Below are 14,486 nucleotides of genomic sequence, written 5' to 3' on the forward strand. Positions count from 1 at the left end.
GGCTAGCCGATGACCCTCACCTGGGTTTTGTCGTAGAGGCGCAGCCAGTCGCGCCGCAAAATGGCGTATAAGTACTCGTCCTCAAACGCACCTTGCTCGTCGCGGCCCGACTCGCGCATCACGCCTTCCAGCTGAAAGCCCACTGTTTTTTCGATAGAGCGCTTAGACGCCAGGTTTGACACCCGGCAGCCGGTGGCCACCCGGTTCAGCCCCAGCAGCTCGAAGGCCAAGTAAAAAAGGTGCGGCTTGCAGCGCGGCGTGACGCCGCGGCCCCGCATGTGTTGAAATACGTCGGCGCCCGTCGAGCCGGCGAGTTCATCCCAGCTATCTACGCTGAGCAGGTGCATGCCCGCCAACTCGTTGTTTAGCAAGGTGTAGAAGCCAAAATTGGTGCGCTGGCCGTGCTCATATTTCGGGAGGTAGTTGCGGAACAGCTCGGCTAGCATTTCCGGCGAGTCGGGGTGCCCCTGAAACAGCGTGTACACCTCCGCCAAGTTGTCGTCGTTGATGAGGTGCAGGGTAATCGAGTCGGCTTGCAGGGCGCTAAACATGGCGTGGGAGCGAGAAAAGCTAGCGAAACGAACGTAAATATCGCCTCCTACCCCCAGTTTTGGGTTAGGGCTGCCTGGCTGTGGCCGCGTGGCTGCGGCGGGGGTAGGGCCCCGGTGGCAACGTTACCGAGAACGATTGCGCAAAGAAAAGGAGGGTAGGGTGCAGGTTGATAGGACTAACGGGGCATATTTGTGGATTACTGCTCTTTCCCATCCTTTTTTGTTCTGGTATGTTGCTTGGTTTTGGATTGCGCCATGCGCTGTTGGTGACTACGATGGCGGCCGGCTGGGCCGCCCGGCTGCTACCGGGCTCGGCGGTGGGGCCGCTGCTCGCGTTTCCGGGGGCCGAGGGCGCGGGGCGCTTCACTACGGGCGGGCGCGGCACGGCGGCGGTGCCCACTACGGTGCTCGAAGTCACGAATTTGCTCGATGATAATAAGCCCGGCTGCCTGCGCTACGCGCTGACTACCAAAGCGGCGGCGCGCACCATTGTGTTTCGGGTGTCGGGCACTATTCACCTGCTTTCGCCGCTCACGCTTAGCAAGCCCAACACCACCGTGGCGGGCCAAACGGCGCCCGGCGGCGGTATTTGCCTGGCCGACTACCCCGTGCAGGTGAAAGCCAACAACGTAATCGTGCGCTTTATTCGGTTTCGGATGGGCGATAAAAACCAGAACCAGGGCTTTGTGGACGGCGCGGGCGGCGACGACGCGTTTGGCGGCCTGCGCAACCACCAGCTCATCATCGACCATTGCTCGATGAGCTGGAGCACCGACGAGTCGTTTTCGGTGTACGAGGGCGACAGCACCAGCTTGCAGTGGAATATCATTGGCCCGCCGCTCAATTATTCGTACCACTTCGAGAAGGGCGACACCGACTACGAACACCACGGCTACGGCGGCATTTGGGGCGGGCAGCACGCCAGCATGCACCACAACCTATTTGTACATTGCAACAGCCGCACGCCGCGCTTCAACGGCAGCCGCTATACCCACCCGGCGGGCTATGAAAACTGCGACTTTCGCAATAACGTCATCTACGATTGGGGCGAGAACAACGTGTATGCTGGTGAAGGTGGCAACTATAACATCGTCAATAACTACTACAAGCCCGGCCCCAGCACCAAAGAAACCGTGCGCGCCCGCTTGCTGAACCCCTACAAGCTCGAAAAAGGTAGCAACCCGCTGCCCTACGGCAAGTTTTACCTGGCCGGCAACTACCAGGATGCCAGCGCCGACGTAACGGCCCACAACTGGCGTGGCGTAACCATGAACGGCGGTGCCGCCGCCGATACGGCCCTGGCGAAAGCCACTACCCCCTTCGACCTGGGCCCCGTGGCTACCCAAACTGCCGCCGCCGCCTACCCCCTGGTATTGGAGCAAGCCGGTGCCACGCGCCCCCTGCGCGACACCCTCGACCAACGCTTGGTGCGCGAAGTGCGCACCCGCACCGGCCGCCTTATTGATGTGCAGGGCGGCTACCCCCACGGCACGCCCTACGCCACGTCGCAAAAAGCCTGGCCCGTACTGGCGGCAAAGCCCGCGCCCGCCGACACCGACCACGACGGCCTGCCCGACGCCTGGGAAACCGCCCACCAACTCAACCCCAAAGACGCCGCTGACCGCGCCAAAGTAGGGGTAGGGGGCTACCCCATGCTAGAAATTTACTTGGCCGAACTGGCTGCTAAGTAGCCGTGTAGTGAACCAAGTGGTGCGGCACCACTGGCGGCCTAGGCTTGCCCTTTGGCAAGGTCGCCCGCCACGTGCCGCGCCACTTGGGCACGCCGGAGCATGGGCGACTCAATCAACTTCCAGCTGGCGAGGCCAAACCCGCAAGCTAAAACCAGCGTGGCCGCTACTAGCCCCCACAGCGGCGCCCCCGGAAAATACCAGTCGAGCACCTTCTGAATAGGCCAACCGTACAGGTAGATGCCGTAGGAAATGTCCGACATGCGTTGGAAAACACGCAAGTTGGCGATGGGCGTGAACGCAAAACAGAAGACAGCGTAGGCCCCAAGGGTAGCGCGAGCCAGCGCTTCCAGCATGGGGAAGTATAGCAGCGGCACCAGCGCTAAGGCAGCCACGGCAGCCCAGTTAGTCTTTAGCGGAATATTCTTTTTGAACAGGCAGAAGCAAGCGCCGACCGCGAAAAAAGTAATCAGGCGCATGAAGTTGGCCACCGAGTGATGGCCAGCAAAAGAGCTGTTGTTCACTAGGTTGAGCCAGGGCAGGCCCGCCAGGCCAACTACGGCCAGGGCCAGCCATATCCAGCGCTGGCGCGTGGCCCCCAGCAACCCCAGCAGCGCCACAATGGCGTAGCAGTAAAACTCGTAGGCGATAGACCACAACGCCCCGTTGATGAGGGCGTAGGGCCGGCCAACAAACATGCTGGGCAAGTTGGGCAAGTGCAGCGTGAGCGTGGTGAGCAGCAGGCCGAGGTAGTTTATTTCGGAAAAATAGGTTCTGACATTCGCCACGCCGAGCGGGGCAAAGAAGAAGGCCGACAGCAGAATAGCCACGATGAAACCGGGATAAATTCGCCGGATTCGCTTCTCAAAATAGTCCTTCAGCTCGGGCTTGCGCTCCCAGGATTTTACAATGAGAAACCCGCTTAGTAGGAAGAAGCCATCTACCGCCACATCGCCAAAGCTGGCGGTGCCAAACACGCGCGTGAGTAGTTCGCGGTGGCGGTCGCCATCTAGCAACTCGGGGCCGTGCGCCAGTATTACCAGAAAGGCGAAGGTTAAACGCAATAGATTGAAGTTGTTATTGCGCTCAGCCATAGTTGTTAAACCCTTTTTCATAGGCAAAGACGTAGCAGCTTACTCGTAGGCAAACTTTGTAAAGTGACGGTGTAGGAATTCTGAAGCGGACAGAGCAGAGCACCTGCTTGTTATGATAATCGCGTGATAGACACCGCGTTATATACTACTTGCTTGAAAGCCTGGTGCAGCTATAGTGCAAGAAAGACTAAAATTTGTGCCAAGATAGTGACTACAGTTGTGCTTAGCACAAGCACGTAAAATAAAATTAAGCTACAGCTGCTGTAGCAGTTGCCCCGCCGCTGCCCACGGCGTAAGCTGGCCCGCGGCCACAGCCTGGCGCACGCCGGGCAGGGTAGCTTGCACCCCAGCCTGGGCGTAAAACTGCGCCTCTAAGGCTTGGCGCACAGCTTCTTCTAGCCACTGTAGCTGCTGCTGGGCGCGGCGCTGCTGCCAATAGCCGCTGGCCTGGGTTTGGGCCGCGTACTGCTCGATGAGCTGCCAGGCGTCGGGTAGGCCGTCGCCGCTCAGAGCCGAGCAGGTGCGCACGGGCACGGCCCACCCCGAAGCGGCCGGCGGAAAGAGGTGCAGCGCCCCCTCGTAGTCGCGGGCGGCGCGGCGGGCCGCTTGCTCGTTGCCGTGGTCGGCCTTGGTAATAAGCAGCGCATCGGCCATTTCCATAATGCCGCGCTTCACGCCTTGCAGCTCGTCGCCGGCGCCGGCCAGCATCAAGAGCAGAAAGAAATCGACCAGGCCGTGCACGGCTACTTCGCTTTGCCCTACCCCCACGGTTTCGACGAAGATGACGTCGTAGCCGGCGGCCTCGCACAGCAGCAGTGCCTCGCGGGTGGCGCGGGCTACCCCCCCCAAGCTGCCCGAGGCTGGCGAAGGCCGAATAAATGCCCGCGGGTGCAGCGTGAGCTGAGGCATCCGGGTTTTATCGCCCAGGATGCTGCCGCCGCCCCGCGGCGAGCTGGGGTCAACGGCTAGCACGGCCAGCTTTTTACCCAGCTTCTCGACCAAATACAGCCCCAAGGCCTCAATAAACGTGCTTTTGCCCACCCCCGGTACCCCCGTGATGCCTAGCCGGAGCGCGCCGCCGGTGTGCGGCAGCACGGCTTGCAGCACGTCCTGAGCCAGCGCCTGGTGCTGGGGCAAGGTGCTTTCTACCAGCGTAATGGCGCGGGCCAGGGTGCCGCGCTGCCCGGCCAGCAGGCCCTGGGCATAGTCGGCGGCGGAAAGGGATGGAGCAGGCACGGCCGCAAAATACGCATTCGGCCCGCGCTCGCGCCACATCGCCAGGCTGGGCGTTTGCCCAGCACCAGGCCCCGTTGGGCTAGTGGCAGGGGTAAGCGCGGGCCCGGTCGGCGTAGTTTTGTGGGCTACTACGTGCGCCTATTTTACTATTTTATGAGAAGCCTTTCTTTCTGGCTGCCCGCTGCCTTGGGGCTGCTGGTTGCTACCCCCTCGCTGGCTCAAAACGAGCTGAGTAATTTTTCGGCCACCGGCCGCGGGGGCGTAGCCAATACGTTCGCCATTGATTACCAAGCGCTAGGTATTAATCCCGCCAACCTGGGCCGGGAGGGAGGTAGCCTCTTCTCGTTTACGGTGGGCGAGGTAGGTGCAGGGGTCGGGTCGCAGTCGCTTACCAACAGCCAGTTCAAAAAGCTGGTTTTTCACGCCAGCGACGCGCTTAGCGGCGCCGAGCGCACGGCACTGGTAGCCAACCTCACCAGCAATAACGCTTTGAACCTAAACGCCGATGCCACTGCTTTAGGCCTGGCCGTGCACCTGCCGGCCGGGCTGGGCGGGCTGGCTTTCTCGGTGCATCAGCGGCTGAGCGGCCACGTGGACCTCAACCAAAACAGCGCCGATATTATCGTGAATGGCCAGAACGCGGCCATTGTGCAGCAGTACTACGATGCGGCGGGCAACCCCCGCAGCGGCAGCACACCGCCGCTGCTATCGGCGGCGCTCGATGGCACGGCCATGCAGCTGGCGCTTACCAACGAGTTTAACATTGGCTACGGCTTGGAAGTGCTTGATGTACCGGGGGTTATCAAACTAACGGCCGGGGCGGGCTACCGCTACCTGCAGGGCTTGGGCATTGCCGATGTGCGCATCAGTGGCGGCAGCTTCACGGCGTATTCGTCGCTTTCGCCGGCGTTTGATATCAACTACAGCCAGGCGTTGCAGGGCAACCCCAACTTCAACTACCAAAACGGCGGCAAGCTCACGCCGGTAGGCACTGGCCACGGCTTCGACCTGGGTTTGGCGGCCGAGGTGGGCAAGGTGGTGCGGCTGGGCGCCTCCATCACCGACCTGGGCTCGATGACGTGGACGGGCAATGTACTCACGGTCAATGACCAGCAATTGAAATTTCCACAGTACACCGGGCCGCAGGACTACGGTGTTATCCGCAACCTCGTCAACCAATTCGCCAACGACCAGCAGTCGCTCTTCACCTACCAGGCTGCCCAGGAATACAAGGCCAAGCTGCCTACTAAGCTGCGGTTGGGCGGCGGCGTGCGCATTTCAGAGCTGTTTGAAGCGGGCCTCGACGTAACCCTACCCCTTAATAAAGTGGCCGGCAACCTACCCAGCCCGTTTGTGGGCGCCGGTCTCGATTACAAGCCCGTGCACTGGGTGCGCCTGAGCACCGGCGTGAGCGGCGGTGCGGGCTACAAGGCCAGCCTGCCGCTGGGCATCACCTTCGTGACGCCCGTATGGGAGGCCGGGTTCAGCACCCGCGACGTGACCGGGTATTTCACCGAAAACAACCCTTACGTGTCGGCTGCGGTGGGCGTGCTGCGCTTTAAAATTGGGAAAGGCTAGCCCTACATAGCCATCAATTGACATTAAAAAGAGCCCTCCTGGGGCCGGGCGCCCGAAAGCAGGCCCGGCCCCAGGAGGGCTCTTTTAATGCTTGAGCAACCTTATTGGACGTCGAGCACCTCTACATCGAAACTAATAACCGTGTTGGGCGCAATGCTGGGAGACGCGCCCGTGGCGCCGTACGCCAGCCCCGATGGGATGAACAACGTAGCTTTTTCGCCCTTGCGCATCAGGCTAACGCCTTCGTCGAAGCCCGTAATTACCTGCCGGGGCGTAGTACCCACCACAAAGGAGAAAGGCGTATTGTTGCGCTGCGAAGTGGCATCGAACACCGTGCCATCCAGCAGCTTACCCGTGTAGAGTATCGATACGGTTTTGCCCGCTGCGACCGGCGTGCCGGTAGGATTGGTGGTAGTGGGCACGAAATACAGGCCCGAAGCCTGCTTCTGGGCCGTGGTGATTTTGTTTTTTGTCAGGTAACGGGTGATAAGGTTGTCATCAGGCACAGCGAAGGTCGGGTTGATGTCCGTGAGCTCAACCTCGAAGCGAACAACGGAATTGGCGGGAACGGTGCTCGAGCTGCTTGCACCGTAGGCCAGCCCCGACGGAATGAGCAGCACGGCCTTGTCGCCCTTGTGCATGAGGGAAACGCCTTCGGTGATACCCGGCAGTATTGAGTTGACGCCTAAGATGAAACTAACCGGCGTGTTGTCGCGCAGGGCAGTGCCGTCGAACACGGTGCCATCGAGGAGCTGGCCGGTATACAGGATGGATACCACTTGGTTGACCGTGGCGAGTGGCGCGTTGGCGTTGGTGGTAACGGGGATGAAGTACAGCCCCGAAGACTGTTTTTGGGCAGTGGTTATCGAATTGCTGGTCAAATACTTCTGGATAGTAGCATCGTCGGCAGCGGCGTAGTCGGCCGCCGTCTCAGTATCCTTCTTGCAGGCCGTAGTCAGCAGGCCCGCCGTTAGCAACCAAAGCAGCACCAGGGGCAAGCGGTGCATTTTCCCTAAAAAAAATGAGTTCATAGAATGTTTTTTGGGCAAAAATAACCTCGCTGCCCCGTACCTGGGAGCCCACCTCCGCAATAAAGGTTGCGTGGGGGTGAAAGTGCCAACGCTACCCGCCTGCCGCTACGGCTCCACGATAAAGCCTGGCAGCCCAAGTTTGCTGTGCCTACCCCCCAGTTTTAGGCCGTCGTCGACGTAACCGCAGGCTTCGCCGCTCACGTTCGGTTTTTCGATGACGCCCAGGAAAGAATTGTCTTCGCGAGCCACGTAGATTTTACCGTCGGGCCCGCGCTGCAAGGCCCCAATTTTGTGGTTGGCCGAGTGGCCGACCTGCACGGCGGCCTTGGTTTTGAGGTCAAACTGCCAGACTTGAGTTTCGCTAACCTGGCTCTTGGTGCTAGTGGCCAGGCTATTACCATTGCAGGTGCCGTAAAGTTTGGTGCCATCGGGCGAGAATTCGACGCCGTAGGCCTCGGGGTAGGGGCCAAAGCCGCGCGGGTTGCTGACTTTGCCCGTGTTGCGGTCAAAATCATACACCTCAAACTTGTTGCTTTCGCGCCAGATAGCGGTGGCTAGCTTGGTGCCATCGGGCGAAAACTTGAGCGTACCGATGGCGTTGCGGCCGGGGCCGGCGTTCATACTGCCCACGTTGCTGAGAATAGGTTTGCCGCTCGCTACGCCGTCGGCCGTGACGAGGAACGTGACGAACGCGTTGGAATTCCAGCGGTGCGCTACCACCCACACGTCGCGGCCGTTGGGGTGGCGCACGGCGGCCAGCTTCTCGGCTACCGGCGTGAGCAGTAATAGGTTAATGCGCGGCACGTCGCCGAGGCCATTGTCGCGCGTCATATCTACCACCGAGTAGCGCAGGCCGTCGGGCCCGCCCTGGGGCGCCACCGTGAAGATGTAAAAAATATTGCCCGAGCCGGGGTCGGGCACGATGAGTGCCGACTGCGTGCTGCTGCCCGAGCCCATGAGGCGACGGCCATTGGGCATGGGCTGGTGCTGGCGGTTCCACACGGTTTGGCCGTCGGTGTAAAACAGCAGCTCACCGCGCTTAGTGGTAGCCGTAGCACAGCCCTCGTAAGTGGTCATGGCGCCGTCGAGCAGGGGGGTAGGGGCGTCGCTGGCAAAGCTGAGCCCGGCCTGCCGGCCAAAATACCACAGGTCTGTAGGCCGCTGAGCGGCAAGGGGTTGGGCAAGAAACAAGAAGGTAAATAGAGCAGAAAATAGCTGGCGCATCAGCAAAGAGAGAATGGATACCAGCTGCCTTAACGAAAAAACCGCGCCAAACAGTGCACCTCACCGCGCCGCTGCGGGGCTACTGCGGGCAGTGGTGCGCTTCAAAATAGGCGTAGCCCAACTGCAGCCCCCGCCAAAAAGCCACGTGCGGGCTAGCAGCCCGGCGCAGCAATTCGTTCTCCGTCAGGGGGAAAGGGAAAATATGCACCCCTATGCTACTTTGCCCCGCCGCCCGGGCCGCCACCGCCAGCAGGTACACTTCCTCAATGCCTGCGTTGGTGAGGGGTAGGCAGCCCACGGTCACGTCGGAGCCGTGCACGAAAATATCGCCGCCGGGGTCGGCCAGCCCCGTGGCCAAAATGTCGTCGTTGTTGGGGTAGTCGAGGCCCAGCGACAGGTGGTAGGCGCTGCCCGGATTAAAGCGGTCGAGGTGGTAAAAGCCTTCGGGCACCTGGCCGTCGCCAGCCCGGCGCTTGGGGCCCAGCGTGCCCGAAGTGGCCGCCAGGGGGTAGGCGTGCAGCAGCCGAAAGGCAGCGTCGCCCTGGTTGCGGGCCCACAGCTCCAGGGAGCGGTTGGTTTTTAGCAGCCGAAAAAATACCTCCAGCCGAGTGGGGTCGAGGTGCTGAGCCGCTAGCCGCGCCACCAGGGTAGGCCAGCAGCGGGCGTAGGCGGCCTGCACGCGGGCGTACCCCAATTGCTGCGTCCAAAAACCAGGTGCCGGCGCCGGTATAGTGCTGGACTGCGCCAGAGCCAGCAAAGGAAAACAAGCCAAGTAAGCAGAACAGGCAAGCAAGCGTGCCGCAGCAGAAAGCATTACTAAAGTTGGTTTTAAAAAGAAAGTTGTGGCTGCCAACGTGGGCAGCAACTAACTTAGTATAAGCTCATGAGTAAGGGCCAAGCCGCTTGGCTAATGCGCCGGCTCCTACCCCCTCAGCCAACGCCGAGCGGGCAAGCTGCGTCTCTAGCTGCATGAACCCTGCTGCTCTCCTCAATTTTCTGCAAGACCTGGCTCGCCACAACGAGCGCGACTGGTTTCAGGCGCACAAGGCCACCTACGACCAACTTCGCCTCGATTTTGAGCAAGACGTGGCCTACTGGCTGCGCGAACTGGCCCAAGACGAGCCTGCTCTGGCCGGCCTCGACCCTAAAAAGTGCAGCTTTCGCATTTACCGCGACGTGCGGTTTTCGAAGGTGAAAGTGCCTTATAAGACGCATTTTTCGGCCTACTTCGCCGCGGGTGGCAAGCACGGCACCGCGCCGGGCCGCTACGTGCAAATAGGGCCCAATGGCCAAACGCTGGTGGCCGGTGGCCTCTACGAGCCGACAAAAGAACAGCTAGCCGCCGTGCGCCAGGAAATTGATTACCAAGCCGAAGGCTTGCAGCAACTGCTAGCCGTAGCGCCTACCCCCCAGCTTTTCCCGCAAGGAATGGTGGGCGAGCAGCTCAAGAAAATGCCGCCCGGCTACGACGCCACTCACCCCGAGGCAGCGTGGCTACGCCACAAAAGCTACTTGCTCAGCCACGCCCTGCCCGACGCCGATGTGCGCCGCCTGCAACCGGCCGAGTTTCGGGCGCACGTGCTGGCGGCGCTCCGGGCACTAGGGCCATTCTGCGAGTGGCTGCGTGAAGCCAGCGCCGGTTGATGCAGCGCGGGGCGCGGGCGCGCCTTCTGGCCAAGTTCTATCTTTGGCGATGCTACGCGGCGTGTGTACCAGCCCTGAAACGCTGAGTCTTGAGCCAGATGTTGATGATATGCAACTTATGTAACGTGTACAAGATATGACACTTACTAAAAAGCTTTCGATGGCTATCTCCTCGCTTTGCGCGCTACCCTTACCTTACAGCCTTACCCATACGTGGTTTTGCAAAACCAGCCTTGCCCCCAACCACCAGTAGATAGGGCCGGGGCGGGGCCACTGCGGAAAACCGATACTTTAGTTCATGAGAAAACACCTGTTTGTATTATTGCTGGCGGCTGCCCACCCGGCCGCCGCGCTGCCTACCCCCCCTTTGTCGGCCAGCCTAGCCAAGGTGAAGCTGACGTTCGCGCTCGGCGCCGATGGGCGCCCCACCTACGCCGTGGCCTATGGCAATCGGGTGGTTGTCAATACTTCGCGCTTGGGCGTAGCGCTGCAAGGCGGCTCGGGGTTTGATGGCCCGTTGGTGCTGGCGGGCAGCGATGTAAAAGACGTGGACGAAACCTGGCAGCCCGCGTGGGGCGAGGTCAAAAACATCCGCAACCACTACCAGCAGCTGACGGTGCACCTGCGCCAGCCGGCCGCGCCCGGCCGCCGGCTCGACGTAGTGTTCCGGGTATTTGCCGATGGGGTAGGGTTTCGCTACGAATTCCCGCGGCAGCTGGCCCTGGGCAATTTTGTGGTTAGCGACGAGCTAACGGAGTTTGCTTTACCTGCTGACCACCAGGCGTTTTGGATACCCGGCGACTACGACTCGAACGAGTACCTCTACACGCACTCGCGCCTGAGTGCCGTCGATAGCGCGCCGCAAGTCAAGGCTTCAACAGAGATTGCTGTGCGCGATGCCCCCGATGCGCAGGCTGTGGCTACGCCACTCATGCTCAAGGCCGATAATGGACTTTACGTCAATATTCACGAGGCGGCGCAGGTCAACTACCCGGCCATGCAGCTGCACGTGGATGGCGCCAGCCACCGCCTCACGGCGCGCCTCGTGCCCGATGCAGTAGGGAATAAGGCGTTTTTGCACGCGCCCAGCCGCACGCCCTGGCGCACGATTATCGTGAGCGATAAGGCGCCCGATATTTTGGCTTCTAAGTTGATTCTCAACCTCAACGAGCCCAGCAAAATTGCCGACCCCAGTTGGATAAAGCCCATGAAATTTGTGGGGGTGTGGTGGGAAATGCAGGTGGGTAAATCCGACTGGAAGTACGCCGAGAGCGCCGATACGCTCGACGCCCGCGGCCAGCTCATTCCTACCGGCCGCCACGGCGCCAACACCGCCAACGTGAAGCGCTACATCGACTTTGCGGCCCAGCACGGCATTGCAGGCGTACTGGTAGAAGGCTGGAATGTGGGCTGGGAAGACTGGTTTGGCAACTGGAAGGAGAACGTGTTCGACTTCGTAACGCCCTACCCCGACTTCAACGTGCAGCAAATCAGTGATTATGCCAAAAGCAAAGGCGTGAAAATGCTCATGCACAATGAAACCTCGGGCGCGGCCACCAACTACGAGCAGCACCTCGATACGGCCTACCAGTTCATGAACAAGTACGGCTACCCGGCCGTGAAAACCGGTTACGTGGGCCGCATCATCCCGCGCGGCGAGCACCACGACGGCCAGTGGATGAGCAACCACTACGTACGCGTGGCCGAGATGGCCGCCAAGCACCACGTGGCGGTCGATATGCACGAGTCGGTGCGCCCTACGGGCCTCAGCCGCACCTATCCCAACTGGATGGCCAGCGAGGCCGGCCGCGGCAACGAATACAACGCGTTTAGCGTCGGCAGTCCGCCCGAGCACGAAACGATTATGCCCTTCACCCGCTTTATGGGTGGGCCGATGGACTACACGCCGGGTATTTTTAAGCTCAAAAACTACGAGCCTACTGGCAAGCGCCAAGTGCACACCACGTTAGCCAAGCAGCTGGCTTTGTACGTAACGCTGTATTCGCCGCTGCAAATGGCTGCCGACCTGCCCGAAAACTACAACGAGCACCTCGACGCGTTCCAGTTTATCGAAGACGTGCCCGTGGATTGGGACGATACGCGCATCCTCGCGGCTGAGCCCGGCGACTACCTCACCACGGTGCGCAAAGCCAAGGGCAAAAACGAGTGGTACCTGGGCAGCATTACCGACGAAAACGCCCGCGCGCAGCCCGTGAAGCTCGATTTCCTACCCCCCGGCCAGCGGTTCGAGGCCACGGTTTATGCCGATGGCAAAGACGCCGACTGGCAGAAAAACCCCGCTAGCTACCAGATTACCAAGCAAGTCGTGACCAGCAAGTCGGCCCTCACACTACAGCTGGCACCGGGCGGCGGCGCGGCCGTGAGCTTCAGGCCCTTGCCAGCCAAATAGCTACCCGATTGATTAGGGTGTGTGGACAGCGAGCAAGAAATCCTCCTTTTTAGCCCGTCCTGTGCCCCACGCAACCTAGCCCAAAACGCACAAGCGGCTGCCAGCTATATAGCTGGCAGCCGCTTGTGCGTTTTGGGCTAGGTACTAGGTACCAGCTAGAAATTTAGCACTTCCTCCTCATGGCCGTTGCGCAGCAGCACACTGGTTTTCTTGCCATTGCCTTCGGCATTCACGATGTTCATCTGGTCTGAGAATAGCTCCAATAGCATGCTTTGGTTGAGGAGCAATTCCTTGGTGGGATGGGGTAGGGGCACCTTGGCGTAGAGCCAATAGGCATCCTTTTCGGGCTGCAAGCCCAGAAATTGCACTTCAAGCGGGAGACGCGGTTGGCGCGGGGCGGCGGGCAAACTCAGCTTGAGGTGCTGGTGCAGATACAGCTCAGCCAGGGGTAGGGTGCTCATCTCGCGCAGGTTTACGGCCTTCGGCCGGCCCTGCGAAAGGGCGCGCTCAAAGTCATCGGTAAATACTTTGAGCGCCAGCTCTACCTGCTGCTTTTGCGGGTTGAGCTTGAGTTCCAGAATGCTGGAATGGTAGGCGTGGCGGCTGCCAGCCAGCGCTGGCACCCCCAAAAGCAGCAAAAGCAGGAAGGCAGAACGACGCATGAGCTTGGCCGCTTACAGGAATTTCATGACTTGCTTCACCACAATGACGTAGAACATCAGGGCCAGAATCAGCACCGTGCCCACGCGCTGGGCGTTTTCCAGAAATTTATCGGAGGGCTTGCGACGCAGAATCATCTCGTAGAGCAGAAACAGCACGTGGCCGCCGTCGAGGGCCGGAATGGGCAGCAGGTTCATGAAAGCCAGCACCATGCTCAGCCCGCCTACCAAGCCCCAGAAGTGCGGCCAGTTCCACTGCCCGCCAAACTGCTGGGCAATCTCGACTGGTCCGCCGAGGCTTTCTGAAGCCGAAGCCTCGCGCTTGATAATCTTGCCAATGGCTTTGGCTTGCAATGTAATAACGCCAAAGGCGTGGCTCACGCCCTGCGGCACCGACTCGGCCAGCGAGTAGTGGCGGGTGCTGAAGTGTAGCTCGGCTTCGGGGCGCACCCCAATTTTGCCCATCTCGCTCACAGCTACGGGCAGGGTTAGGGTTTGGCCGGCGCGCTGCACCGTCATGGGCACCTTCTGGCCTTTGTAGCGGGGTAGGGTGCTCAGCAGCTCGTCGTAGTAGCGCACGGGCGTGCCGCCGATTTGGGTGATGCGGTCGCCTACTTTAATGCCGGCTTGCGCGGCGGGCATACCCGCCACCACTTCTTTGAGGGTGAAGGGCTGGCGCGGCTCCACAAACAGGCTGTCGCCCTGCTTGCCCATCTTGTCCATAAAGTTGGTAGGCACTTTCAGGTCGAGCAGTTGGCCGTTGCGCTCCACTGTATAGTAGCTGTTCGAGCCCAATACCACATTAGGGTCATACACGTCGTTGAACTCGGTGAATGGCCGGCCGTTGATTTTCACAATCTGGTCGCCGTTGCGAAAGCCAATTTGGCGGCCCAAGCCATTGGCTACCACGCCGTAGCGCGCTTCCGAAGCTGGCAGGTAGCTCTCGCCCAGCTTGTAGGTGAGGGCCGTGAAGATGATGATACCCGTGATGATGTTCATCAGAATGCCGCCCAGCATTACCAGCAGGCGCTGCCAGGCTGGCTTGGCCCGAAACTCGTCGGGCTGCGGCGGGCCGGCCAGGGCGTCGGCGTCCTGCGTCTCATCCACCATGCCGTGAATGGCTACGTAGCCCCCCAGCGGAAACCAGCCAATGCCATACTCGGTTTCGCCCACTGTTTTCTTCAGCAAGCTGAAGTTGAGAACGTTGGGTAGGGGAAAGAGAAAGTCAAAGAAGATGTAAAACTTGGTGACTTTGATTTTAAACAGCTTGGCGAAGAAGAAGTGTCCGAATTCGTGCAAGCCAACCAACAGCGATAATCCCAGCACGAGCTGGGCAATCATAATGAGAATTTCCAACGGGAAGAAGAATTT

Annotated in this window: 12 protein-coding genes; 4 read left to right on the top strand and 8 right to left on the bottom strand. The window is 60.3% G+C overall.

What is annotated here, in order from left to right; all coding sequences use genetic code 11:
- Window positions 1-2: 2 nt before the first annotated feature.
- The gene (locus GO988_RS13660; RefSeq protein WP_157566355.1) at window positions 3-551 is read right to left on the bottom strand and encodes a GNAT family N-acetyltransferase; all 549 of its coding nucleotides are present in this window, start codon (window positions 549-551) and stop codon (window positions 3-5) included.
- Window positions 552-781: 230 nt separating this feature from the next.
- Here GO988_RS13660 and GO988_RS13665 point away from each other — a divergent pair, with 230 nt between their 5' ends.
- Complete coding sequence (locus GO988_RS13665) at window positions 782-2,242, top strand: pectate lyase family protein (protein WP_157566357.1); 1,461 nt, start codon at window positions 782-784, stop codon at window positions 2,240-2,242.
- Between the two features lie 38 nt (window positions 2,243-2,280).
- On the opposite strand, the gene GO988_RS13670 is transcribed toward GO988_RS13665, so the two are convergent.
- Complete coding sequence (locus GO988_RS13670; protein WP_157566359.1) at window positions 2,281-3,354, bottom strand: acyltransferase family protein; 1,074 nt, start codon at window positions 3,352-3,354, stop codon at window positions 2,281-2,283.
- A 231-nt stretch (window positions 3,355-3,585) separates the two neighbouring features.
- The gene (gene meaB / locus GO988_RS13675) at window positions 3,586-4,569 is read right to left on the bottom strand and encodes a methylmalonyl Co-A mutase-associated GTPase MeaB (protein ID WP_317164867.1); all 984 of its coding nucleotides are present in this window, start codon (window positions 4,567-4,569) and stop codon (window positions 3,586-3,588) included.
- 153 nt (window positions 4,570-4,722) lie between these two features.
- Here meaB and GO988_RS13680 point away from each other — a divergent pair, with 153 nt between their 5' ends.
- Window positions 4,723-6,147, top strand: a complete 1,425-nt coding sequence (locus GO988_RS13680) for a DUF5723 family protein (protein WP_157566363.1) — start codon at window positions 4,723-4,725, stop codon at window positions 6,145-6,147.
- 101 nt (window positions 6,148-6,248) lie between these two features.
- Here GO988_RS13680 and GO988_RS13685 read toward each other — a convergent pair whose 3' ends face one another.
- From GO988_RS13685 to GO988_RS13695, 3 genes are all read right to left on the bottom strand, one after another.
- On the bottom strand, window positions 6,249-7,154 hold the full coding sequence (locus tag GO988_RS13685; protein ID WP_198172725.1) for an FKBP-type peptidyl-prolyl cis-trans isomerase: 906 nt from the start codon (window positions 7,152-7,154) through the stop codon (window positions 6,249-6,251).
- A 129-nt stretch (window positions 7,155-7,283) separates the two neighbouring features.
- A complete protein-coding gene (locus tag GO988_RS13690; RefSeq protein WP_198172727.1) occupies window positions 7,284-8,402 on the bottom strand; it encodes a WD40 repeat domain-containing protein in 1,119 nt (372 codons plus the stop codon).
- A 79-nt stretch (window positions 8,403-8,481) separates the two neighbouring features.
- Window positions 8,482-9,174, bottom strand: a complete 693-nt coding sequence (locus GO988_RS13695; protein WP_198172729.1) for a L,D-transpeptidase family protein — start codon at window positions 9,172-9,174, stop codon at window positions 8,482-8,484.
- Window positions 9,175-9,371: 197 nt separating this feature from the next.
- On the opposite strand from GO988_RS13695, the gene GO988_RS13700 reads away from it, so the two are divergent.
- Together GO988_RS13700 and GO988_RS13705 are read left to right on the top strand one after the other, a co-directional pair.
- Window positions 9,372-10,046 carry a DUF2461 domain-containing protein gene (locus GO988_RS13700; protein WP_157566367.1) on the top strand — a complete coding sequence of 225 codons (675 nt, stop codon included), beginning with the start codon at window positions 9,372-9,374 and terminating at the stop codon, window positions 10,044-10,046.
- 298 nt (window positions 10,047-10,344) lie between these two features.
- On the top strand, window positions 10,345-12,456 hold the full coding sequence (locus GO988_RS13705; protein ID WP_157566369.1) for a glycoside hydrolase family 97 protein: 2,112 nt from the start codon (window positions 10,345-10,347) through the stop codon (window positions 12,454-12,456).
- Between the two features lie 155 nt (window positions 12,457-12,611).
- Here GO988_RS13705 and GO988_RS13710 read toward each other — a convergent pair whose 3' ends face one another.
- Both GO988_RS13710 and rseP read right to left on the bottom strand, forming a co-directional pair.
- Entirely contained in the window at window positions 12,612-13,118 is a 507-nt protein-coding gene (locus tag GO988_RS13710; RefSeq protein WP_157566371.1) for a DUF6702 family protein, read from the bottom strand.
- A 12-nt stretch (window positions 13,119-13,130) separates the two neighbouring features.
- Entirely contained in the window at window positions 13,131-14,471 is a 1,341-nt protein-coding gene (rseP, locus tag GO988_RS13715) for an RIP metalloprotease RseP (protein WP_157566373.1), read from the bottom strand.
- Between the last annotated feature and the right edge of the window lie 15 nt (window positions 14,472-14,486).

It is taken from the genome of Hymenobacter ginkgonis (assembly GCF_009755225.1).
In the GTDB taxonomy this organism is placed as follows: Bacteria; Bacteroidota; Bacteroidia; order Cytophagales; family Hymenobacteraceae; genus Hymenobacter; species Hymenobacter ginkgonis.

What these genes read in the sequence shown, in the direction of transcription:
- GO988_RS13710 (WP_157566371.1), bottom strand. Translation starts at nt 13,118, where the DNA reads ATGCGTCGTTCTGCCTTCCTGCTTTTGCTGCTTTTGGGGGTGCCAGCG.
- GO988_RS13700 (WP_157566367.1), top strand. Translation starts at nt 9,372, where the DNA reads ATGAACCCTGCTGCTCTCCTCAATTTTCTGCAAGACCTGGCTCGCCAC.
- GO988_RS13680 (WP_157566363.1), top strand. Translation starts at nt 4,723, where the DNA reads ATGAGAAGCCTTTCTTTCTGGCTGCCCGCTGCCTTGGGGCTGCTGGTT.
- GO988_RS13685 (WP_198172725.1), bottom strand. Translation starts at nt 7,154, where the DNA reads ATGCACCGCTTGCCCCTGGTGCTGCTTTGGTTGCTAACGGCGGGCCTG.
- GO988_RS13690 (WP_198172727.1), bottom strand. Translation starts at nt 8,402, where the DNA reads ATGCGCCAGCTATTTTCTGCTCTATTTACCTTCTTGTTTCTTGCCCAA.
- GO988_RS13670 (WP_157566359.1), bottom strand. Translation starts at nt 3,354, where the DNA reads ATGAAAAAGGGTTTAACAACTATGGCTGAGCGCAATAACAACTTCAAT.
- GO988_RS13705 (WP_157566369.1), top strand. Translation starts at nt 10,345, where the DNA reads ATGAGAAAACACCTGTTTGTATTATTGCTGGCGGCTGCCCACCCGGCC.
- GO988_RS13660 (WP_157566355.1), bottom strand. Translation starts at nt 551, where the DNA reads ATGTTTAGCGCCCTGCAAGCCGACTCGATTACCCTGCACCTCATCAAC.
- GO988_RS13665 (WP_157566357.1), top strand. Translation starts at nt 782, where the DNA reads ATGTTGCTTGGTTTTGGATTGCGCCATGCGCTGTTGGTGACTACGATG.